This is a genomic window from Spirosoma arcticum, from assembly GCF_054779955.1.
The window spans coordinates 397,598-416,912 of sequence record NZ_BAAGXG010000004.1 but is presented as its reverse complement, the minus strand read 5'-3'; the positions used below and the strand labels follow the sequence as shown (position 1 = coordinate 416,912).

The following is a 19,315-nucleotide window of genomic DNA, read 5'->3' as shown; positions in this document are numbered from 1 at the left end:
TTACAGCAAAAAACATCATTATTTCTTACACAAAAAAGAAGAACGTAAAAAGATTACGTTTTGGCCGGTAGAACTTTGTTCTGTCAATTTTTTTAAACGACCAGACTTATGAACACGTATTTCTTTCCTCAATCGCCAACCCCCGTGCTTTTCGGCCCGGTTCGTCGTTCTTCCGTATCTAAGCAATCAGCTTTGTCAACTGGTCAATTGCTGGACGTTGAGTTGGGGCTGTTTCTACTGTCGCAGCTGCTGCCCACGGCGCCACCCGACGCCTTACCTGCATTGATTGGTAATGGGAAACCGTCTTTCTCTGATCGCCCAAACTGGACGCCAAAACAGAATAAATACCTGAATCGGGGTCGGACACTGCTGGGCCATTGCCTGCAACCGGCTACCTGGAATGCACTTATCGAGCGATACGCAAGCGGGGCTACTACACTCAGTGCCTATGACGTTAGCCGGGATCGTAGTTGGTTTGGCGAGAAGACAGTCGGGTTCTCACGTAATCGCCTGACCGTACTCCGCAAAATGCTGGCGTGAGCTTCACTACGAAAGACGGTCTAAACACCGTCAGTAACATACCGGCAAAAAAAATGTACGGCTAAAAGAACAACGTAAAACTTTTACGTTCTGACGGTGTGAACTTTGTTCAGAACGGTAAACAACAACACTAAATATGAACACGGTCCTAACATCCACTTATCCGGCCATTCGTCCTGCGCTAACTAATCTGTTGCGCTGGCAGGAGCCATTAGCTACCCAGTTGCGCCACCGGCATGCCTTGCCCGGCCTGGTTGCAAACCGATTGCTCAACGTCGAACTGGGCTTGTATCTATTATCTGAACTGCTGCCTTTTGCACCACCCCACACCCTGCCCGACCTGCTCAATAAGCGGGGAGCCGGTTATCAGCAGCGGCCTATCTGGTCGCCCCGGCAGCACAGGGCACTGAGTCAGGCGCAAACGCTGCTGGCTCCGTATCGGGATCGTGCGGCCTGGTACAAGGCACTGGATAAATACGCCACGCTGTCGCCGGAGTTACGCACATTCGGAGTAAGCGGCCGGGGCGGCTGGAATCCTGACATCAGCAGTTACGTCCTGCGCGACCGGCTGAGTTTGTTTCAGCGGGCATTGGCGTAGAAGGGAAAGTGAGTGTATAGGTATTTTAGTGTATGCGGTCCTCAAACACGTACACACTAAAACGCCTATACACTAAAATACCCATTTACCATTGCCTATGAATTGCCTAATTGCCCGGCCAGCGAACGCAGGGTGGAAGAAACCGCTTCTAACCGGGGAGCAATGTCACCCTCCGACCCCATCAGCGTGCTGAATTCGGTAGTTTGAGTAGCGAGTGTTTCCAGCAGTTGGCTCAGTTCAGCAACGTCGATCTGATCGCTCTTCAGTTGGGTTTTCACCCGCTCCAGCAGATCCGTAATTTCGGTTGCATTCTCAACCTGGCGGAGTTCAACCAACCATTGATCAATGATACCCGTGCCGCTTTGGGGGGTAATGTTCGTGGTATCTCCTTCGAGGACGACCATCGTCGCGTCGAGCAGTTCGGTCGATTGTTCGTGTGAAATCATATCAGAATTGACTGCTAAAGTTGCGGAGCGCATCGGCTAACTGCCGAAGTTGATTATCTGTTTGTCCGTCGGCAACGGACGGTTCACCAGCAAGCGTAGCCGTATGACTGGCCATGCTCAGCAGCAGGTGACGAATCATATTACCGTCTGGTTCACCCGACGTGAGGTTGTCGCGCAGGGTTTCCAACTCCGCCCTGATGCGCTCGGCCCCCACATCGCCCCGCAGCGCATTGAGCCAGCCTTCGGCCAACAGAACACCCTGGTCGGGCGAGATCACAACGGCGCTGCCTTCGCCAAAGGCACCCAGCGTATCGGTTAGCATCCGCTGTTCCAGTGTTGCTTCCATACTATCGTGAATAGATCTGCGGTAAACAGTAGACTTCGGGTCATTACCTCAGGTATAAGGGCAGTTCCGCCTTGTCTACCGTCTGATTATAACCTGCTTCCGAAATTCCGCAATATTTTCGACAGGCTTTCCAATCCACCCGTCCAGGTTCCCTCTGCGTTGGGTCCTTCGGCCGCCTGCTGAGTTTGATCGGCCAAGCTTTCCATCAGTTGACGGATGCGCTGGCTATTCGGTTGCGCCACCTGTAGTTCGGCCCGTAGTTCATTAAGCTGAACGTCCAACTGGTTCAGATTTGGGTCACCCTGGAGCGCCTGTAGCCAACCGTCGATAAGCATAACCCCCTGCGCCGGTGACACGCCCGACTGGTTGCCGTCGCGGAATGTAGTCAACGTATCTTCGAGCATCCGCTCCTCCAATATGTTCGTTCCCATACTTGTTCGTTTAAAGTTGAGCGGCAAATAAGCGCAGCGAGGTCGCTACGTCTTCAAGCTTACCGGAGGTCTGTTCCTGCGTATTACGACTCTGTGCCACCTGCGAGGTGTGGTCGGCTAAGCTTAGCAGCAAGTCGCGAATCCGGTCGGTGTCGGGCGTGGCAACCTGCAACTGCCCGCGTAGTTCAAGCAAGCGCCCTTCAATAAGTCCGGCGCTGGTACTGCCTTCAACAACCTTTAGCCAGCCGTTGATAAGCTGCACACCGTCGGCGGGCGATGCGGTGGCCACGTTACCTAAACTGTCGGCCGTTTGCTCAAACAGCCGCTGATCCAATGCGTGTGAAGCCATAGTTTCGGTATGAGTACAATTCTGCGTTTAAACCACCGTCGACAGTTGACCAGCAAAATTACGCAGGGCCGTTGCCAGTGTTTCCAGGCGCGACTGCAAGTCGCCTTCTGCTTTAGGAGCGGCCTCATCGGTCAGATCGGCTAACTCGTTGAGCAACGTATGAAGCTTTTGATTGTCGGGGGCTCCAGTTTGCAGTTCGTTGCGCAATTTGGTGAGCGGCTCCATCAGGTCGCCGGTTTGGTGATTATTCTTGATGGACGAAAACCAGTCCGTAATAAGCGACATGCCTTCCTGGGGCGACGCGGCCTGACCCTGATCGAAAGCGGCTACGGTCGCGTCGAGCAGCGTAGTTGCCGACGACCCCGACGACGATGAATGTTGATTTGCCATGCTTGTTGAGTATAATTAATCCTGTTTGCTGAATAGAACCCACCGATTGGCGGTTTGTTTGGTCATCAACCGCGTAATTGACCGAATTGGTCCGTTGCAGATTGAGGTAACGGTTCGATGGATGCGCAGGTAGCTCCCCATCGAACCGTTACCTCAATAACCTCTTCAACGGCTCTCGCCCTGGGGTGGCTCCTTACCAAATCTGCCCGGCAGCAAGCCTATTAATACTGCGACCGACCACCCGACGAACCACTGCCCGACTCGGCCGAACCACCCGATACACCTGACGATTGGGTACCGGACCCGGCGCTGTAATCGTCGCCCCCTGACCCAGCACCGGTACTATAGCTATATTCTCCGCCATCTTTCCGTTGAGCGCCATCGCTGCCGGTCGTATCATCCATACCCGTTGCCGAACCATTTTCGGTGGTGCCACCGGTACGGTTTGCCAGTTGGTCATCGTCCCCGGTGCCCAATGCTGACGCTCCGCTGCCACTGTTGGTCGATTCGCCACCCACGGTGCTGGTCATCGGTGCCTGCTCACCCGACTCGCCGGGCATAACGGTATTCGACGGTTCGGTATTCATGGAAGCCATCTTCGACGACCCACCCAGTTGTTCGCTGAAGCCCTGTAAGGCGTCGGCTAATGAGCTTAGTTTGGCCTTCACATCGGCATCGGCCGACTCAGCAGTTCCTCTAACCTGCTCAGCCAGTTCTCCCAGTAGTTGCTGAATTCGGGATCCATCGGGGTTACCGCTCTGCAGTTCGGTTTTCAGTTCGTCCAGGCCGCTGGCTACTGGGTTATTATCGAGACCGCCGTCGCGTAAGGTGCTGGTCCAACTGTCGATGAGCGAGATACCGTCCATCGGCGAAACACTTGTTGAGTCGCCATTGAAGGCGTTTACGGTTGTTTCGACCAGATTGGCCGCGTGTTGATTGAGTGCCATATTAACGTTTGGTTAGGGAATGTATAATAAGTAATGAAAAATGCATAATGAACTGACACGCTGACCATTATACATTGTGATTCTTTATCATGCATTACTTAACTGGCGGTGCAGGTTTTCGAGCGTGGCGACTAACTGCGACAGTTCGGTTTGCTCGGCGCTGGCTTCTGCCGACTGCATCACGGCCTGAGTTTGCCCAATGAGGTCCTGCAAAATTTCAGCAATGGCTGTTGCATTGGGTTGGCCTTCAGTTTCGTCCGGGTCGAGTTCCGAGCGCAGTTCTTCGAGCGTGTCGGCAATTTCGTCGGTGGCATCGTCGCCTGCTTCGTCAAGCCGATCCAGCCATTTGTCGATGAGCGCTATCCCGTCTTGTGGTTCAACGGTGCTAATGCCGCTATCGAACGCGTTCACCGTTTGCTCAATCAGTGAAATCTGATTTTGGTCCTTTGATATCATAAAAGTAAGGTTGGCTTTTGACCCTGGTTCATACCCTGATTGCCCGTCGACCGACCGGCCCTTTTCCAACCTACAGTAATTCGATAATGTTTGTAGAATTGTATTTCCTTTCGATAAAATTTACCCGAAATCAGTTCATCTATTTTGCGAATTACGCAGCCGCCGGGGGAACGTTGATGAGTGAATGTTGTTTCCCATCACGTATAACCGCCAAATCATGAACTCGAATCAACTGCTTGCCGATGTTCAGTACCAGTTTGCCCGGAGTGGGGGTGCGGGTGGTCAGAATGTCAATAAAGTAGCCACCAAAGCTGAACTGCGCTTCAGCGTCCGGGATTCGGACCTGCTGACGGACGAGCAACGGGTTATTCTACTGGAGAAATTAGCGAACAAACTCACGACCGAGGGCGAGCTGGTGCTGACGCATCAAACCGAGCGGACGCAGTTGAGCAATAAGGAGAAGGTAACGAAGAAATTCCTGAGACTAATCGAAAAGGCATTCGAGATTCCCAAGCCGCGCCGGGCTACCAGACCGTCGAAAGCGGCCGTGGCTGAGCGCATTGCCGGTAAGAAGCGCAAGGGAGAGGTGAAAGAAAAACGAAAGAAGGTTGATTATTAAACACGAAGTGGTCCGCCATCGCAGACCACTCCGTGTTTGACAATTATAACTCCCGGATTTGTACGTTCCGGTACCAGACTCGCTCTTTGGGGCTGTGATTTTGCAGGGCAATTTTTCCTTTGGCGTGGGGCTTGGCGTAAGGCCAGTCAGCAAACTTGCTCTTGGCTACCATCGCTTTCCAGCCGTCAGAGCCGTATTCATATTCTACCACTTTTTTGCCGTTCAGGTAGTGTTCAACGTGGTTGTTATTGACCAGAATCCGGCCTTTGTTCCACTCCATCGCAGGTTTGACCAGGGTTAGGTCGGTGGGCGCTATCACATCATAATTGGCTCCGGTTAACTGGCTGCCTTTCAGTTTATACGGCTTGCCATCTCCATCTACGTAGCCTTTGTCGTCGATCACCTGATACTCCGGCCCCGACATATATGTCGTCTTGATATCCGGGTTATCAATTATTTTGTAGACCACGCCACTATTTGAACCTTTTGGAATTTTGAATTCAAATTCGAGTTCAAAATTCTCATATTCCTTATCCGTCACCAGGTCGCCCCCGGTGCCGTCGGGTGTCATGGCCCCGTCCTCAACGTACCAGCCAACCACGCCCTCTTTGTGGTAACTGTGCCATCCTTTGATGGTTTTTCCATCGAATAGACTGGTCCATTTCGACTTTTTGCCGGGCGGTGTTGCCAGGGCCATTGCGCTGAGCAGCAGACAGGGAATGAGTAGGTTTTTCATAAAAATGCAGGGTTTATCGGGTTAAAGATAAAACTTAGCCGTCTTTAACAATAGTGAGGACGGCAACTTTGCCAAAGTTTGGAACTTTGGCAAAGTTGCCGTCCTCACTATTGTTGAATTCTTCGTCTTTAGCTGGCCATATCACGGGCTGCCTGCGGGTCGTTGTAGGTGCGATCCAGCCCGTCGGTCGATTTCTGATCGGAGCGGTCCGGTCCCGAAATCATATCCTGCGCCGTGACGCTGCTTTCATCCATCATTTCGCGGGGTAGTTGCTGCGTTTCTTTCCCTTCTTCCGGGCGTTCGCCGGGTTGGTATTCATCGGCATCGTTGGCGCTAACATCATAACGGTGAGCCGAGTCGCCGGTGTCGGGCTTATCGGTCATGCCTTCCGCATCCGGTCCCGTTCCCATGCCTTCGTACTGGTTTCCCGGAACGGCTTCACCCGGTTCCACGTCCAATGCCGGGTTAGTTCCAACAACACCGGCTGTATGGGTTACGAAATTAGCGGCGGAGTTAATCTCGTGTGAGCGGTCGGGCTGGCTGGGTTCCTGAATTTCGGGGACGCCCGGCGAGGGGCTGCCGGGCAACTCTGGCACTTCGGGTCCGGGAATTGGATTGTACGGGGGCGTTTCGGGAATGCCCGGAACCGGCTGTAGTGGGTCGGGCGTACCGGGCGTGGCGGGAATCATGTTCCAGGCACCAAACGAACCCGTTGGTGTTGCGTCCTTATCCGGCTCGCTTTGGTCGGGGGCATTTTCCGAAGGCAGGCCGGTGTTCACCGTCGAGCCAGCGTCGGGGTTGCCCGTAATACCCGCAACGGCAATTGGGTCGTTGGGCATCACGCTCGGATCGAACATCGTGCCCGCCCGCAAAGCCGCATCCGAATTTTCGTACTTCTTTTTATCGTCGCCTGTCAGTGCCCGCTCTTCGTCACTACCTAAGCGAATACGGGGCATATCGTCGGAAACGTCACTTTCTGTATCGCCCATAGGCGTCAGCTTACCGTCGACCAGTTTGACCATGTTGGTTTCGGCCTGATCGGCGCTGAACATGGTCTCGGCGTGTTCGCTGGAAACGATGTCGGCCTGTTGGGCGCCATCGCTGAGGTTTGCGTTATTTTCCATAACCGTTGTGAATGTTTTAGGTCTATGAAGAACCAGTGGGGGCGCAAAAGGTTTGATGCCCTCAAGCGGTGCCGACATATTATCAGCGTTACTTGAGCGCGTCGAACAGAATCTCGGCGGGGTGTTGGGCGTAGCGGCCGGTGCCGTCTTTGATCTGGTGACGACACGATGTACCGGTGGCCGAAACGATAACCTCATCCGTTGTTTTACGAACGGCCGGGAACAACACCAACTCGCCAATTTGCATCGAGAGGGCGTAATGTTCCGTTTCGTAGCCGAACGAACCGGCCATGCCGCAGCACCCCGACGGAATCAGTTGCACGTCGTAGTTCGGCGGCAGCGACAGTACCGCTTTGACCGGCTCCATCGACGACAGCGCTTTCTGGTGACAATGCCCATGAACGATTACCTGCCGCGCCGAGGTGGTAAACAGGTCGCGGTCGATGCGGTTAGCGTTGACTTCACGGGCCAGCCATTCTTCAAACAGAAACGTATTTTTGGCAATGCGCAACGCATCTGCTTTCAGTTCGGTCGGAACGAGATCAGGATATTCATCACGGAACGTTAGAATAGCCGACGGTTCGAGACCAATCAGGGGCATTTCGTCCGTAACGATGTCTTTAAGCAGCGTTACATTTCGGATGGCAAGTTGCCGGGCGTCTTCCACCAGCCCTTTCGACAGGTACGTCCGGCCACTTTCCACGTGGTAAGGAATGCCGACCATATAGCCTAAGTGCTCCAATAATTGGGTGGCTTTTTGCCCTACTTCAACGTCATTGTAATTGGTGAACTCGTCGCAGAAAAGGTTCACGATTCCGGCGGGTAGCCGCCGACTCCGGCGGGCAGCCCGGTGGTGCACCCCCATACCAGCCTCGATTTGTTGCGCATACCAACGAGCCGTCCTGGACGAAGCATCCTGGCTGCTCCGCACTGAATTGGCGGTCCGGTAGGTTTCGGGGGGAAGCGTAGCAATAGCTCTTTTGGTCTTTGAAAACCAGCTTCTCAGCGTCGTCTTCATCAATTCCGGCATAGTCCGGTCGGGGTGGAAACCAACGACCCGGTTGGCAATCCGGCGCAGGGCAGGCGTATCATAAATGGCATTGTAGGCCCAGGGCACCAAACTCGCCAGCGACATCAGCCGGGTAAAATTGCCGACTAACCGCGCCCGTAACGGTACGCCGTTCTGACGGTACTGTTGCTGCGTAAACTCGGCTTTCATGCGCGTCATGTCCACGCTGCTTGGGCACTCCGACACGCAGGCTTTGCACGACAAACACAGATCCAGTACGTCCTTAACCGTCTCATACTCGTGATTGGTCCGGTCCCGCTCCGGCGTACCGGCTGATCCGGGTACCGTTTTGCCGCTGTAAAAATGCCGCAGAATGTTAGCCCGTGCCCGCGTCGTGTCGCGTTCGCGCCGGGTGGCCATGTAACTGGGACACATCGTTCCACCCGAAATTTCGGTTTTGCGACAGTCGCCGGAGCCGGAACATTTTTCGGCCGCTTCGAGAATACCGCCCACCGCTGAGAAGTCGAATACCGTTTTGGGTGGCTCAATGACCCTGTCGGCCTCCGACCGCAGCGATTCGTTCATGGGGGGCGTATCGACCACTTTACCGGGATTGAACACGTTCTGCGGGTCCCAGAGTGCTTTCACGTCCTTGCAAAGCTGGTAGTTTTCGGGGCCAAGCATAAAGGCAATGCACTCGCCCCGCAGCCGCCCGTCGCCGTGCTCACCCGACAGCGATCCACCATATTTTTTGACTAATTGAGCCGTGTCCATCAGCAAATTCCGAAACGTGGTCCGCCCCGCCGATGATTTTAAATTAATGAGTGGCAGCACGTGTATTTCACCAGCACCGGCGTGGGCCGAATATTCAAGTTTCAATCCGTGATTGTCCCACGCCATGCGGTCGAGTTCCTCGATGTAATCGGGCAGGTCATGCACGTCGACGGCCGTATCCTCGATGACGTTGGCTGGTTTTTCGTCGCCGGGAATATTATACATGATGCTCAACCCGGCCTTGCGCAACGCCCACGGCTTCTTGGTGTCATCGTCAAACAACGTCGGATAGGCGTAGCCCAGCGACTTCGTCCGCAGATCACTCACAAAGGCGTCGGCTTTATCCGAGACCTCGGCGTGGGTGTCGCCAAAAAACTCAACCATCAAAATCGCCTTTGGATCACCCTCCACAAAATGACGATTTTTCGATTGCTCGATATTCGTTTTGGTCAGTTGAAGAATGTAATCATCAACTAATTCCGACGCCGAGCAACCGTGGTCGAGTGCCACCAGATTGGCTTCGAGCGATTGGCGGATGGTAGCAAAGTGCGCACAGACCAGCGCGATTTTGGTCGGCGGCAGGGGCAGCAGGTTCAGTTTGGCTTCGGTAATAAAGCACAATGTCCCTTCCGAACCGGCAATGAGACGGGCGAAGTTGAAGGTCCTGCTACCCCCGGCCCCTCTCCCTCGGGGAGAGGGGTGCAAACCTTCGGATGTGACGCTCCCCTCTCCCACGGGGAGAGGGGCCGGGGGTGAGGGGGTGAAGAACCCCACCAGCGCATCCAGGGCGTAGCCTGTGTTTCTCCGCGTGACAGTCGGTTTTGGGTATCCATTAAGGATGTGTTGCTGGGTAGCTTCGTCAGAGAGCCAGTCGCGGAACTGGACATAGAGCCGCTGCTCGAGCGGGCTGACGACGTTTTCACCCCGGCACTTGGCGTCGAACTCAGGGCGGGTGAGCGACCCGAAGCTGACCTCGGCCCCGTCGCTGAGCACGGCCCGGACTTCGAGCAGGTGATCGCGGGTGGTGCCCCAGATGATGGAATGCAGCCCACAGGAATTATTGCCAATCATGCCGCCAATCATGGCCCGGCTGGCGGTGCTGGTTTCGGGTCCAAACAGGAGGCCGTGCGGTTTTAAAAACGCGTTGAGGTCGTCGCGGATCACCCCCGGCTGCACACGCACCCACCGCTGTTCGGCGTTGACTTCGAGTATCTGATCGAAGTGTTTAGAAATATCGACCACAATGCCGCTGCCAACGACCTGCCCGGCCAGCGACGTACCGGCCGCACGGGGAATCAGCCCAACTGAAACCCCCGACTTTCCATACTGTTTGGCAAACCGCAGCAGCCGCTTAATGTCGGCCACGGACTGGGGAATAGCTACAGCGACGGGCATCTCCTGATACACCGACGCATCCGTCGCGTAAAGCACCCGCTGGGCAGTGTGTTCGGGCGATTCATCGAAATACAGGTCACCCTCAAAACCGGGCAACAGGTTGGCAAAGGGCAGTTTTGGCGGCAGTCGGAACATGGGCGGCAGGCTTGAATCAGGCTCTAAAGATACGAAGAAACCGCCTTAGCTGCGCCCCGCCAGCCGGTATGCCCGAACCAGAAAAATGTCGTTGCTGATGAGCAGCAGGCCAAGACAAATGGAACCCACACAACCAAGCGCAGTTGAAAGTGAGCGGCCGTCTATACGGTACTATAACTCAACCAGGTCTCGTAGTGGGCTGGCAGGTTAGTCATTTCAGCAAAATGTGCTTATTCAGCAGCCATAAACTTCTTCATCTCGGCCGCAACGTCAACCGGTTCGTTGCGCTCCAACGCAGCCGCGATTCGGGCAATATCGTCGTAAGGAAGCGCGTAGTTCTGGACCTCGGTTTCGTCGTCTTCAGCTTCGTCACGGGTGGTCACATCAGTGGCTATTTCGTCGGGTTTGACGATGATCTGTACTGGCCGACTACCAAAATACGCCCGGATGCTTTCGGCGAGGTTTGGACCAACTTTGTCGGCGTCGACATGAAAAACGATAGAATCCATAGGCTTATACTTTCCTCAAAGATAACGGAATTGTACACCCACAGTTTTATATAGCTTTTATGGAATTGAGCCGATCCAGGCACCTTAGGTAAAACCGAACCTGCTATGAAAATTCGTCCGACCTACCGCCCAATTCGTATCGACATGGCACCTTTCGTCAGCATTGCGTTGTTGTTGATTGTCTTCTTCATATGGGTGAAACTGGTGCAGCGGCCCACTGTAATGAGTGGAAATATGGTGAGGGGCTGTCGCAAAGGAATTGAGCCGGATCGGTCAAAAAAGGTACTGGATATTCTCTTACTTGACAAAAACGAAATGCAGTTCAGTCATCATTCCGTTGGCTCGGTTTGTTGTGCAAATTTTGTTACGGACAACGCCAATCGTTCACACAAATTACGCCAGGCACTCCTCAGATACAGAGAGGAAGCGTTGATACCCGGCGAATTAGCCATTGTTATACATCCAATGCCGGAGTCAACATTTGGTAATTTTGTGGATGTACTGGATGAATTACGAATTTGCGGAAACCTTCCTTATCTGATTGATTTTTGGGTTTACACACGTAAATCTACCCCCGGTCCAGCGACCGCTTCAGCAAGCCGCCGATGAAGCTGCCCACAAACGTCAGGATCATGGAACCGTACAAACCAAAGGCTTCAACCTCACTGTCGCGGTGATCGACCGGTGCCGGAGCGATGAGCATGTAACCAAGCCAGATGATGGCGACCTGCGTAACGGCCAAAAGCCAGCCCCGGCGCGGCTCCAGGAAACCCAGGCCAGCCGCCAGTGCGGGCGTCACGAAGTAAGGCAAATGAATACTCGGCGTGATCTTGATGCAAACCAAAATCAGAATACTGCTGACGACCGTCAGGCCGAGGTTAAGGAGCAATTGGCGGTCAAAGTTCATAAGAGGAAGAGAATGTATACTGGTTAATGCACAATGAATAATGGGCTAATGAGCGACATTATTCATTGTGCATTAGCCAGTATACATTCTCTTCCTCTTACTGGTTCACATAAACGTTACCCATTCCCGCCGAGATGTTGACCGCAACACCCCCGCCGTTGAGCCGACCCCGAACGCGATTTTTCTCAATGTCTCCGTCAAACTTGGACAGCGACGACGGTATGTTGACCCGGCTGCCACTCAGATTCAGGTCCATTCCTTTGTTTAACGGCATGTCAACCCGCACACTACCAACGCTGGTGCTCAACCGGACGTATTCGCCCAACTTCACGATGCTTACATCTACGCTACCCGCGCTGGTGCTGGCGTCCACGCTGCCCGACACGTTGGACAATCGTACCGACCCACCCGACGTACCGGCTTTAATTTCGCCCGTCAGGTCGCTGCCCTGCACGCTGCCTCCGCTGGTCTGCGCGTCGATATCACCTCTGAGGTCGTTGAGCCGGATGCTGCCGCCCGACGTGTGGAGCCGCATATTGCCCGACGATGCCCTGGCTTCGATGCTGCCACCCGACGTTTGGAGGTCCATCCGGTCTTTGGTGCGGCACCGGTCGAGGTGAATGCTGCCGCCCGACGTTTGTCCGTTGATATCGCCCTCCACGTCAGTCACGTTCAGGCTTCCTCCGCTGGTGCGAAACCGCTGTCTACCCGATAGCTGGCTCAGGTTGATGCTGCCGCCCGACGTGCGCAGGTCAGTAGCCACGGCGCGGGGAGTGTAAAATTTGAAGCTAATGCTGAGCGACCGCTTCCAATCGTTGTTATTTCCGTTTCCCCGGCGTTTGGCGGTCGCCACAATCGTGCTGCCTTCCTGGTCTATACTGATATCATAGTCTCGGAGACGCTCTTCGATCTCCCCCTTGTCGAGGTTATCATTTCCATTGTTTGCCCGGACAAACATCTCGACTTTGGCGTTGCGGTCGGTACCCCCTTCTACGGTCAGGCTACCGCCCGAGGTTTCGGCCCGCACTGCGTTGATGCTGCCCGAAAAGGTTTTCGTTTGATAAGGACTACGGTCATCACGGTCGTTCCGTTGGGCAAACGTAGTGCCCGTAAGTGTCGTCAGCGAGAGTGCGCCCGCGCTCAATAGGGTCAGTAGAAACTGGTAGCGTTTCATAGCAATTGATTTGTTTATGTGACAATGATGACGTTGCCCGCCAGAAGGTTGCACGAAGGAATCAGTTTTACTCGACAGGCCAGTGGCATGGCAACTAATTGGATCCTATCAAGCAGCGCACCAATTATGTAATGCATTGATTTTCAGCAGTAAGCTCGTCAAGATACCGGTTAAGTGTGTCCGACATCGGACATTATTTGTTCGAGAGTGGACAGTGACTTACCCGTTTACGAAGATCCTGACTAAAGACGCGGCCGTTTGGTATTCCAGGCGTTTCTGACCAATTTTCGTCCGATATTAAAATCCCGCAGATACACACATGGAAAACACGCCAAAACCCACAGCTGGTGAGCAACTACAGACCGCCAAAACCACGGCCGCCGAAAAATTTGAAATGTTTAAAACCGAAGCGGGCGAACGCCTGAACACGGCCGCAGCTCAACTCGACGAACTAAAAGATCAACTGGTGGCCAAAGCGCAGGAAGTTGGCAAGGACATCGACATTGAGGGGTTGAAGGCCCAGGCAACGGAGCAGTTTGAAGCGACCAAAGCCGCCACCGCCGAAACCCTGACCAACTTACAGGCGCAGGCCGAGACGACGTTTGCCGCAGCCGCTGCCAAAGCCGATGAACTCGCCGACGTCGCCGAAGACAAGTTTGACGACTTGAAAGCCGAAGCGACCGTGCAGCTCGAAGCAGCCCAGGTAAAAATGGACGAGTTGAAAGCCGAAGCCGCCGTTCAGATCGAAGCCGCCAAAGAAAAGGCAAAGGGTCTCTGGAAGCAGTTCTTCGGTGAGTAAGCAGTTGTACGTTACGTAGCCTGGACGGTTACGTAACGTACACCAGGCAACCGGTTCAGTTCTTCTCCAGCTTCTTCAACTCCTTCTGGATGTAGGCCTTCGGCAAATAGTTTGTGCCGATCATCACGCCTTCGATGTTTCGGGTTTGGTTGATGTCGCTCAGTGGATTACCATTCAGCAAGACTAAGTCCGACACATTTCCCGTTTTGATGACGCCCGAATCGGGTTTGTTCAGGTAAGCCGCTACGTTGACCGTTCCCGTGCGCAAGGTTTCGTAGGGCGTCAGTCCGGCATCGACCATGTACTTCATTTCGTGGTGGATCGAGAAACCCGGTACGTTGAATACCTGGGGAGCATCGGAGCCTAATAACAACTCGACGCCATTCTTCTGACATTCGTAAATCAGCTTTCGGCGAATTTGCACCAGTTTCTCGGCGTGTTCTTTCGAAAAATTGGGGTTGCTGGTATAGGTGTTTTTTGCCTTCACCCAGTTTTGCACCTCCTGCGGCTTCATGTACTTCATTTCCGGATCGTCGGTATATTCCTCCGCCGGAAGTGAAGAAAGCCAGCGCTCAGCCAGGGCCTGCGTCGGCACAACCCGAATCCGCTTTTCGCGGAGTCCGTTGACGAGTTTCGGAATCAGCGACGCATCAGCCCGGTACGCAATCCAGGCCCCGAACAGACCCGTTTCCTGCTCGGCCAGCGTGTCGCTCCTCGGCGTGATGGCCTCGATAAACCCATCTAAATGGTCGATGGTTGAGTAGTTAGCGTCAATGGCCCGCCAAACGCCGACGTTGAACGAAACGTGGCCAACAAACGGAATACCCACCTCCTGCGCGGTTTTGGCAATGGCCGGAAAAGTTTGGTTGGTCAGACCGGGATGAAGTTTTAAGTAATCATACCCGGCGGCCTTCTGCTCCCGTACCATTTCGGCACCCCGCTCCGCCGTTTTCACCGACTGACCATTGAACGACGGACCCGTCGCGTAGAAATGCGGTCCCAAAATCTCACCGCTGTTGATTTTGCTGCGGAGTTCGAGGTGTTTCGGATGGCCGAGCATCCCACGAATGGTGGTAATGCCGTTTGTCAGATACAGCATCAACACGTCCTTCATCGGCTCAATATCGTCGATGGGCGGCACGTGCGCGTGGATTTCGGCCCAGCCGGGTGTCAGGTATTTCCCCTTCGCATCAACGACCAGCGCCCCATTCCCAAATTTAACGGCTGCGGCATTACCCATTGCGGTGATCTTGCCATTGCGAACGACAACCGTTTGGTTTTCGATAACCCGCTCCCGATCCATCGGAATCACGTTGACTCCTCGAAACACAATGTCGCGCTGACGATTGCTGACCAATTCCTGCGCAAAGCCGGAGGAGGTCAGAAGGACGAATAGACTAAGCAGGAGGTTTCGCATGGAATGAAGTAGTTTTTTATTCGCTAAAATAAGCTTTCGCGTTCAGTGATTTACCCGGACAGAAAAGCGGCTACGTTAGTTTATGCGGGGTAAGGGAGACAAAAACGGTGCATTTTTCATGTAAATCTTCCGAGGGCTGAAAGATTTACATGAATTTCAAGCTTTATTGAGGGCCTGCTGACTAATGCCGGGTGATCCGGTAAATTTATTCAATTCAATACGAACAAGCGATTCATGAAAATCAAAGCAATTATTACGGGTGCCACTGGCATGGTGGGCGAGGGCGTGTTGCACCAGTGCTTACAACATCCCGACGTCGAGCAGGTGCTGGTTATCAATCGCAAACCCGGTGGTGTCTCGCATCCGAAACTGCGCGAGATCATTCATTCCGACTTTTTCAATCTGACCCCAATTGAGAATCAGTTGATTGGCTACAAAGCGTGCTTTTTTTGCTTAGGTGTCTCATCCGTCGGCATGAACGAACCGGAGTATCGCCGACTTACCTACGACCTGACCCTCCATGCTGCCCAAACGCTGGCGAAGCTCAATCCCGACATGATCTTCGGCTACATTTCCGGGGCGGGTACCGACAGCACTGAACAGGGCAACAGCATGTGGGCACGCGTGAAGGGAGCCACCGAAAACGCGCTCATGCGGCTGCCTTTTAAACGTGCGTATATGTTCAGGCCGGGCTTCATCAAACCGACTCAGGGACTGAAAAATACGCTGGTGTACTACAAGTACATTTCCTGGCTCTACCCAATTGGCCGTGCGCTGTACCCAGCCGGATTTTCCACGATGCAGGAACTGGCACTGGCGATGATTAATTCGGTCAGGATTGGCTATGAGAAGCCGGTTTTGGAAGTGAAAGACATTGTCAGGCTGGCCAAAGCATGACCAGCCTGACAATGTCTTCATTCCCGTTAGCCAACCAGCCCGTTAGTTCCGGGCGAACTGAATCCAGTCGACAATCATCAGGTTTTTATCTTTCACCTGATCGTTGCGAAACACGAAGAACAGACCCGTTGAACCACTCGCATCGGCAATCGGAGCGGTAACGATTTGCCACTGCGGTCCTCTTCTGCCCGTACCTGTTGTTCCTGTGCCTGCTATTGCTGCCCTTGTTTCGGTTGGCGTTGCTACGTCGACGGTACTCAGCAGCCTACCCGTTGGTGAACCCGCCCGAATCTCAACCCGGCCTCCCCGCGATGCCATAGCGGCAACATTGAACTCCAGTTTCGCGATACCCGTCAGGTCAATATCGGCAAAGCCAATGTACGAGCCATCTTTAATATCGCCCACCCACGATTGATTGTTGCCATCCTGATGTTTGCGGTCAACGTTAGCCGACAGTGTGTACGATTCGGCCTGTACTTTGGGGTTGCGAAGAATAATTAGTTTACGCCCCGTCAGCGAACCGGTAACCGGATTTCCTTTATCCGCATAACTGGCCGAAATTACGTAGCTGCCTTCCTCTGTTGCATTGGCAGGCGGAACGGGCGTGTAGGAACCCACGAGCGGCAACCGCTGCGTTGCTTCGGCAGTCAGGGAGAAAATATACCGGGTCATTTCGGCCGTTTCGTCTTCGGTATGCTGCGGGTGCGCCGACATCACATTTTTGCCCCAACTGCCATTGCCGCCCGTAATTATTTTTCGCGCCAGCATCGGCACGGCGCTCTCCCCGGCCGGGCTGTAGCGTTTCGAGACGTCCATCCACGATGGTCCAATCGACTTCACGTTCATGGCGTGACACGATTTGCAGTCGCTGTTGGCTAAGAGGGTTTTTCCCTGAACGTATTTAGCGCCTACGTCGCCAAGGTTTTGGCTGTTCGAGGTTAGCAGCGCCAGATCTTTGCCTTCGGCTAAGTAGTCGATGGCGAACTTCACCTGCTTCGGCAAAATGCCTTTGTTCAAACTGCCATCTTCTTTATCGCGCACACTGACCGTGTAGGCTAAAGGCGTCTTGTCGAAGTAGAACGACCGATTGCCCCGAAGCGCGATGTCGACCTGTGGCGTTTCATTGCCAACCTTCACTTCCAGTTCAGTTGTTGAGCGCTGCCCTTCGGCGTCGGTTACCGTCAGTTTGGGGCGGTAAACACCGGGTTTGACGTAGGTGAACGTGGGGTTTAGGACACTCGATTTCTGGCCGTTACCGGACTCCCACTGATACGTAATTTTATCGCCCCGGTCATAGTCGAACGACGATGCGGCCGAGAGTTTGGCGGTCAGCGGGGCCGCGCCCACCGTTTTTGACGCGGTGATCTTCGCCACCGGCCGACGATTCCCTTCCGAGTACTCAATGCGGAGCAATTGCGAATCGGGGTTGCGGGCAAAGTAATTCGCGCCGTACGCCAGCACATACATGGCCCCGTCACGGCCAAATTTCATATCGATTGGTTTCGAGATAAACGTAGTCGGCATGAACGATTCGATCTGCTTCAGGTCCCCCGCATCGGTGAAGCTCAGCACCTTAATCCAGTTTCGTGCCCATTCGTAAATGAACATCTTATTGTCAAAGTACTTCGGGAACCTCACGTCTGACTTTTTATAATCGGTGAGGTAATAAAACGGCCCGGCCATGGCGCTCCGTGAGCCGGTTCCCAGCATCGGAAACTCGACTGACTTGTCGTACGGATACCAGATCATGGCTTTCTGCGCGGGTGGCAGCAGTTTAGACCCCGTGTTGTTGGGCGATTCGTTTCGGGGTTGGGCCGGGTCGAAGAGTGGCCCAATCTTGTTGGAGACAAAGTCGAAATCGGCGTACGTTTTATTGTCGCCCACGAAGTAAGGCCAGCCGTAGTTACCGGGCTTACGGGCCTGATTCCATTCGTCCTGGCTTTTCGGACCCCGCTCATTGGCGGTTCCGCCATCCGGCCCTACATCACCCCAATACAAAAAACCGCGCTTATCGACCCAAATCCGGTACGGATTCCGGGCACCCATTACATAAATTTCGGGGCGGCCCTGCGATCCATCTTTAGCAAACAGGTTTCCGTCGGGAATAGTGTAAGTACCGTCGGCCTCGACGTGAATGCGCAATATCTTACCGCGCAGGTCGTGGGTATTGCCCGACGATTTTTGCGAGTCGAACGGAGCACGACCGGGCCGCTCGTCCAACGGCGAAAAACCATCCGACTCTTTGGAGCTGGTGTTATCACCCGTCGACAGGTACAGATTGCCATCCGGCCCGAAGTACACATTGCCCGCCGAGTGGCAGCAAGTTTCGCGCTGCACCGGTACCTGCATCACCACCTTCTCGGAAGCCATCTGCAGGCTATCGCCGGTGAACAGGAAGCGCGACAAATTTTGCACCGGTTTGGTGCCAACGGGCGAATAATACAGGTAAACGAAGTGGTTCTTCTCGAAGTTAGGGTCCAGTTCCATCCCCAGCAGGCCATCTTCGTAGTTGCCCGTCAGTTGAACGGTCAGTTTGTTAATGACCTTCGTTGCTTTAGCAGTCGGGTCGTAAAGTTTGACATTGCCCCGCCGTTCGACAAACAACACCCGGCCATCGTCCATCACTTCCATTTCGATGGGTTCTTCCATGTATGAATCGAGCACAGTGGACGTAAAGCGATTTTCTTCGGGCGTCCGGGCGGTGTGCGCATTCCGATAGTTCATTGCGGGGCCATCCATCGCCTGTTTGACGCCATCCAGAATCTGTTTGGCCAGCGTCTGATCGGTGATGTTTCCGGCAGCGGCATAGAACACCGGGCCTCCGTCATACGTTTTCGTCCAGAAAACGGGTTGGTTAGCATCGGCTGGTTTATTACCCCCCGCCAGCATGTCGTTATACCACGGCCATTGATACGTAGTGAAGCCACCGGCATTGACAACGCCCATGCCCCCACCCGACTGCACAAACCGCTCCACGTCGTTCTGCTGCCAAGTGTCCAGCACGTCGGGCGAGGTTTGCAGAAAGATGATAGCGCGGTAGTTTTTCAGCGAATCTTCGGCGATGTAGGCGCTGTTCGATGTCGTATCAGCATCGATACCATTCTGGCTTACGAGGGCCATCAGCGTTCCGGCGGCTACGTTTGCCGTCGGTTGATTGGTGCTGTTTTTCAGGAAGACAAGAAGCTTATCTTCTTTGCGGGTGTGCCAGCCCATCAAGGCCAACACAAGCAGAATGCTGCAAACGGAGCTTACAAACGAACGGAGTCGCATGGTCATTGAGTGAGTCTATTCTTACCCTATTCACGTCCCGGAATATC

The 19,315-nt window shown here is 54.0% G+C and carries 21 protein-coding genes; 6 read left to right on the top strand and 15 right to left on the bottom strand.

Annotation, left to right across the window (positions count from 1 at the left end; all coding sequences use genetic code 11):
- Positions 1-108 precede the first annotated feature (108 nt).
- Entirely contained in the window at positions 109-540 is a 432-nt protein-coding gene (locus ACYVHB_RS11550; protein WP_461051881.1) for a pPIWI_RE_Z domain-containing protein, read from the top strand.
- Positions 541-676: 136 nt separating this feature from the next.
- Positions 677-1,138 carry a pPIWI_RE_Z domain-containing protein gene (locus ACYVHB_RS11545; RefSeq protein WP_461051880.1) on the top strand — a complete coding sequence of 154 codons (462 nt, stop codon included), beginning with the start codon at positions 677-679 and terminating at the stop codon, positions 1,136-1,138.
- Between the two features lie 95 nt (positions 1,139-1,233).
- Here the strand turns inward: ACYVHB_RS11545 and ACYVHB_RS11540 are convergent, their stop codons facing one another.
- The 7 genes from ACYVHB_RS11540 to ACYVHB_RS11510 form a co-directional block, all read right to left on the bottom strand.
- Positions 1,234-1,584, bottom strand: a complete 351-nt coding sequence (locus ACYVHB_RS11540) for a hypothetical protein (protein ID WP_461051879.1) — start codon at positions 1,582-1,584, stop codon at positions 1,234-1,236.
- 1 nt (position 1,585) lies between these two features.
- A complete protein-coding gene (locus ACYVHB_RS11535; RefSeq protein WP_461051878.1) occupies positions 1,586-1,930 on the bottom strand; it encodes a hypothetical protein in 345 nt (114 codons plus the stop codon).
- Positions 1,931-2,016: 86 nt separating this feature from the next.
- Positions 2,017-2,361, bottom strand: a complete 345-nt coding sequence (locus tag ACYVHB_RS11530; RefSeq protein ID WP_461051877.1) for a hypothetical protein — start codon at positions 2,359-2,361, stop codon at positions 2,017-2,019.
- 10 nt (positions 2,362-2,371) lie between these two features.
- Positions 2,372-2,710 (bottom strand): hypothetical protein, encoded by a 339-nt coding sequence (locus ACYVHB_RS11525; RefSeq protein ID WP_461051876.1) that lies wholly within the window; start codon positions 2,708-2,710, stop codon positions 2,372-2,374.
- Between the two features lie 27 nt (positions 2,711-2,737).
- A complete protein-coding gene (locus ACYVHB_RS11520; protein WP_461051875.1) occupies positions 2,738-3,100 on the bottom strand; it encodes a hypothetical protein in 363 nt (120 codons plus the stop codon).
- Positions 3,101-3,321: 221 nt separating this feature from the next.
- Positions 3,322-4,047 (bottom strand): hypothetical protein, encoded by a 726-nt coding sequence (locus tag ACYVHB_RS11515; RefSeq protein WP_461051874.1) that lies wholly within the window; start codon positions 4,045-4,047, stop codon positions 3,322-3,324.
- A gap of 87 nt (positions 4,048-4,134) precedes the next feature.
- Complete coding sequence (locus tag ACYVHB_RS11510; RefSeq protein ID WP_461051873.1) at positions 4,135-4,503, bottom strand: hypothetical protein; 369 nt, start codon at positions 4,501-4,503, stop codon at positions 4,135-4,137.
- A gap of 217 nt (positions 4,504-4,720) precedes the next feature.
- Between ACYVHB_RS11510 and arfB the strand changes: the two genes are divergently transcribed.
- Complete coding sequence (gene arfB / locus ACYVHB_RS11505; RefSeq protein ID WP_461051872.1) at positions 4,721-5,122, top strand: alternative ribosome rescue aminoacyl-tRNA hydrolase ArfB; 402 nt, start codon at positions 4,721-4,723, stop codon at positions 5,120-5,122.
- A 43-nt stretch (positions 5,123-5,165) separates the two neighbouring features.
- Here the strand turns inward: arfB and ACYVHB_RS11500 are convergent, their stop codons facing one another.
- The 4 genes from ACYVHB_RS11500 to ACYVHB_RS11485 form a co-directional block, all read right to left on the bottom strand.
- Positions 5,166-5,858 (bottom strand): 3-keto-disaccharide hydrolase, encoded by a 693-nt coding sequence (locus ACYVHB_RS11500; protein WP_461051871.1) that lies wholly within the window; start codon positions 5,856-5,858, stop codon positions 5,166-5,168.
- A gap of 128 nt (positions 5,859-5,986) precedes the next feature.
- A complete protein-coding gene (locus ACYVHB_RS11495; RefSeq protein ID WP_461051870.1) occupies positions 5,987-6,982 on the bottom strand; it encodes a hypothetical protein in 996 nt (331 codons plus the stop codon).
- Positions 6,983-7,070: 88 nt separating this feature from the next.
- Complete coding sequence (locus ACYVHB_RS11490) at positions 7,071-10,295, bottom strand: FAD-binding and (Fe-S)-binding domain-containing protein (protein ID WP_461051869.1); 3,225 nt, start codon at positions 10,293-10,295, stop codon at positions 7,071-7,073.
- 230 nt (positions 10,296-10,525) lie between these two features.
- Positions 10,526-10,804, bottom strand: a complete 279-nt coding sequence (locus tag ACYVHB_RS11485) for a hypothetical protein (RefSeq protein WP_461051868.1) — start codon at positions 10,802-10,804, stop codon at positions 10,526-10,528.
- A 105-nt stretch (positions 10,805-10,909) separates the two neighbouring features.
- Here ACYVHB_RS11485 and ACYVHB_RS11480 point away from each other — a divergent pair, with 105 nt between their 5' ends.
- On the top strand, positions 10,910-11,413 hold the full coding sequence (locus ACYVHB_RS11480) for a biopolymer transporter ExbD (RefSeq protein WP_461051867.1): 504 nt from the start codon (positions 10,910-10,912) through the stop codon (positions 11,411-11,413).
- On the opposite strand, the gene ACYVHB_RS11475 is transcribed toward ACYVHB_RS11480, so the two are convergent.
- A complete protein-coding gene (locus tag ACYVHB_RS11475; protein WP_461051866.1) occupies positions 11,373-11,711 on the bottom strand; it encodes a hypothetical protein in 339 nt (112 codons plus the stop codon). The genes ACYVHB_RS11480 and ACYVHB_RS11475 overlap by 41 nt on opposite strands.
- 97 nt (positions 11,712-11,808) lie before the next feature.
- On the bottom strand, positions 11,809-12,885 hold the full coding sequence (locus tag ACYVHB_RS11470) for a DUF4097 family beta strand repeat-containing protein (RefSeq protein WP_461051865.1): 1,077 nt from the start codon (positions 12,883-12,885) through the stop codon (positions 11,809-11,811).
- 319 nt (positions 12,886-13,204) lie between these two features.
- Between ACYVHB_RS11470 and ACYVHB_RS11465 the strand changes: the two genes are divergently transcribed.
- Entirely contained in the window at positions 13,205-13,684 is a 480-nt protein-coding gene (locus ACYVHB_RS11465) for a hypothetical protein (protein ID WP_461051864.1), read from the top strand.
- A 55-nt stretch (positions 13,685-13,739) separates the two neighbouring features.
- On the opposite strand, the gene ACYVHB_RS11460 is transcribed toward ACYVHB_RS11465, so the two are convergent.
- Complete coding sequence (locus ACYVHB_RS11460) at positions 13,740-15,101, bottom strand: amidohydrolase family protein (RefSeq protein WP_461051863.1); 1,362 nt, start codon at positions 15,099-15,101, stop codon at positions 13,740-13,742.
- A 234-nt stretch (positions 15,102-15,335) separates the two neighbouring features.
- On the opposite strand from ACYVHB_RS11460, the gene ACYVHB_RS11455 reads away from it, so the two are divergent.
- The gene (locus ACYVHB_RS11455) at positions 15,336-15,998 is read left to right on the top strand and encodes a Rossmann-fold NAD(P)-binding domain-containing protein (RefSeq protein ID WP_461051862.1); all 663 of its coding nucleotides are present in this window, start codon (positions 15,336-15,338) and stop codon (positions 15,996-15,998) included.
- 42 nt (positions 15,999-16,040) lie between these two features.
- On the opposite strand, the gene ACYVHB_RS11450 is transcribed toward ACYVHB_RS11455, so the two are convergent.
- On the bottom strand, positions 16,041-19,274 hold the full coding sequence (locus ACYVHB_RS11450) for a PQQ-dependent sugar dehydrogenase (RefSeq protein ID WP_461051861.1): 3,234 nt from the start codon (positions 19,272-19,274) through the stop codon (positions 16,041-16,043).
- Between the last annotated feature and the right edge of the window lie 41 nt (positions 19,275-19,315).

Bases quoted from the DNA above. Each gene is read 5' to 3' on its own strand.
- ACYVHB_RS11525 (WP_461051876.1), bottom strand. From the start codon at position 2,710: ATGGCTTCACACGCATTGGATCAGCGGCTGTTTGAGCAAACGGCCGAC.
- ACYVHB_RS11460 (WP_461051863.1), bottom strand. From the start codon at position 15,101: ATGCGAAACCTCCTGCTTAGTCTATTCGTCCTTCTGACCTCCTCCGGC.
- ACYVHB_RS11490 (WP_461051869.1), bottom strand. From the start codon at position 10,295: ATGTTCCGACTGCCGCCAAAACTGCCCTTTGCCAACCTGTTGCCCGGT.
- ACYVHB_RS11545 (WP_461051880.1), top strand. From the start codon at position 677: ATGAACACGGTCCTAACATCCACTTATCCGGCCATTCGTCCTGCGCTA.
- ACYVHB_RS11455 (WP_461051862.1), top strand. From the start codon at position 15,336: ATGAAAATCAAAGCAATTATTACGGGTGCCACTGGCATGGTGGGCGAG.
- ACYVHB_RS11510 (WP_461051873.1), bottom strand. From the start codon at position 4,503: ATGATATCAAAGGACCAAAATCAGATTTCACTGATTGAGCAAACGGTG.
- ACYVHB_RS11500 (WP_461051871.1), bottom strand. From the start codon at position 5,858: ATGAAAAACCTACTCATTCCCTGTCTGCTGCTCAGCGCAATGGCCCTG.
- ACYVHB_RS11470 (WP_461051865.1), bottom strand. From the start codon at position 12,885: ATGAAACGCTACCAGTTTCTACTGACCCTATTGAGCGCGGGCGCACTC.
- ACYVHB_RS11480 (WP_461051867.1), top strand. From the start codon at position 10,910: ATGAAAATTCGTCCGACCTACCGCCCAATTCGTATCGACATGGCACCT.
- ACYVHB_RS11495 (WP_461051870.1), bottom strand. From the start codon at position 6,982: ATGGAAAATAACGCAAACCTCAGCGATGGCGCCCAACAGGCCGACATC.
- ACYVHB_RS11535 (WP_461051878.1), bottom strand. From the start codon at position 1,930: ATGGAAGCAACACTGGAACAGCGGATGCTAACCGATACGCTGGGTGCC.
- ACYVHB_RS11520 (WP_461051875.1), bottom strand. From the start codon at position 3,100: ATGGCAAATCAACATTCATCGTCGTCGGGGTCGTCGGCAACTACGCTG.
- ACYVHB_RS11475 (WP_461051866.1), bottom strand. From the start codon at position 11,711: ATGAACTTTGACCGCCAATTGCTCCTTAACCTCGGCCTGACGGTCGTC.
- ACYVHB_RS11485 (WP_461051868.1), bottom strand. From the start codon at position 10,804: ATGGATTCTATCGTTTTTCATGTCGACGCCGACAAAGTTGGTCCAAAC.
- ACYVHB_RS11550 (WP_461051881.1), top strand. From the start codon at position 109: ATGAACACGTATTTCTTTCCTCAATCGCCAACCCCCGTGCTTTTCGGC.
- arfB (WP_461051872.1), top strand. From the start codon at position 4,721: ATGAACTCGAATCAACTGCTTGCCGATGTTCAGTACCAGTTTGCCCGG.
- ACYVHB_RS11515 (WP_461051874.1), bottom strand. From the start codon at position 4,047: ATGGCACTCAATCAACACGCGGCCAATCTGGTCGAAACAACCGTAAAC.
- ACYVHB_RS11540 (WP_461051879.1), bottom strand. From the start codon at position 1,584: ATGATTTCACACGAACAATCGACCGAACTGCTCGACGCGACGATGGTC.
- ACYVHB_RS11450 (WP_461051861.1), bottom strand. From the start codon at position 19,274: ATGACCATGCGACTCCGTTCGTTTGTAAGCTCCGTTTGCAGCATTCTG.
- ACYVHB_RS11530 (WP_461051877.1), bottom strand. From the start codon at position 2,361: ATGGGAACGAACATATTGGAGGAGCGGATGCTCGAAGATACGTTGACT.
- ACYVHB_RS11465 (WP_461051864.1), top strand. From the start codon at position 13,205: ATGGAAAACACGCCAAAACCCACAGCTGGTGAGCAACTACAGACCGCC.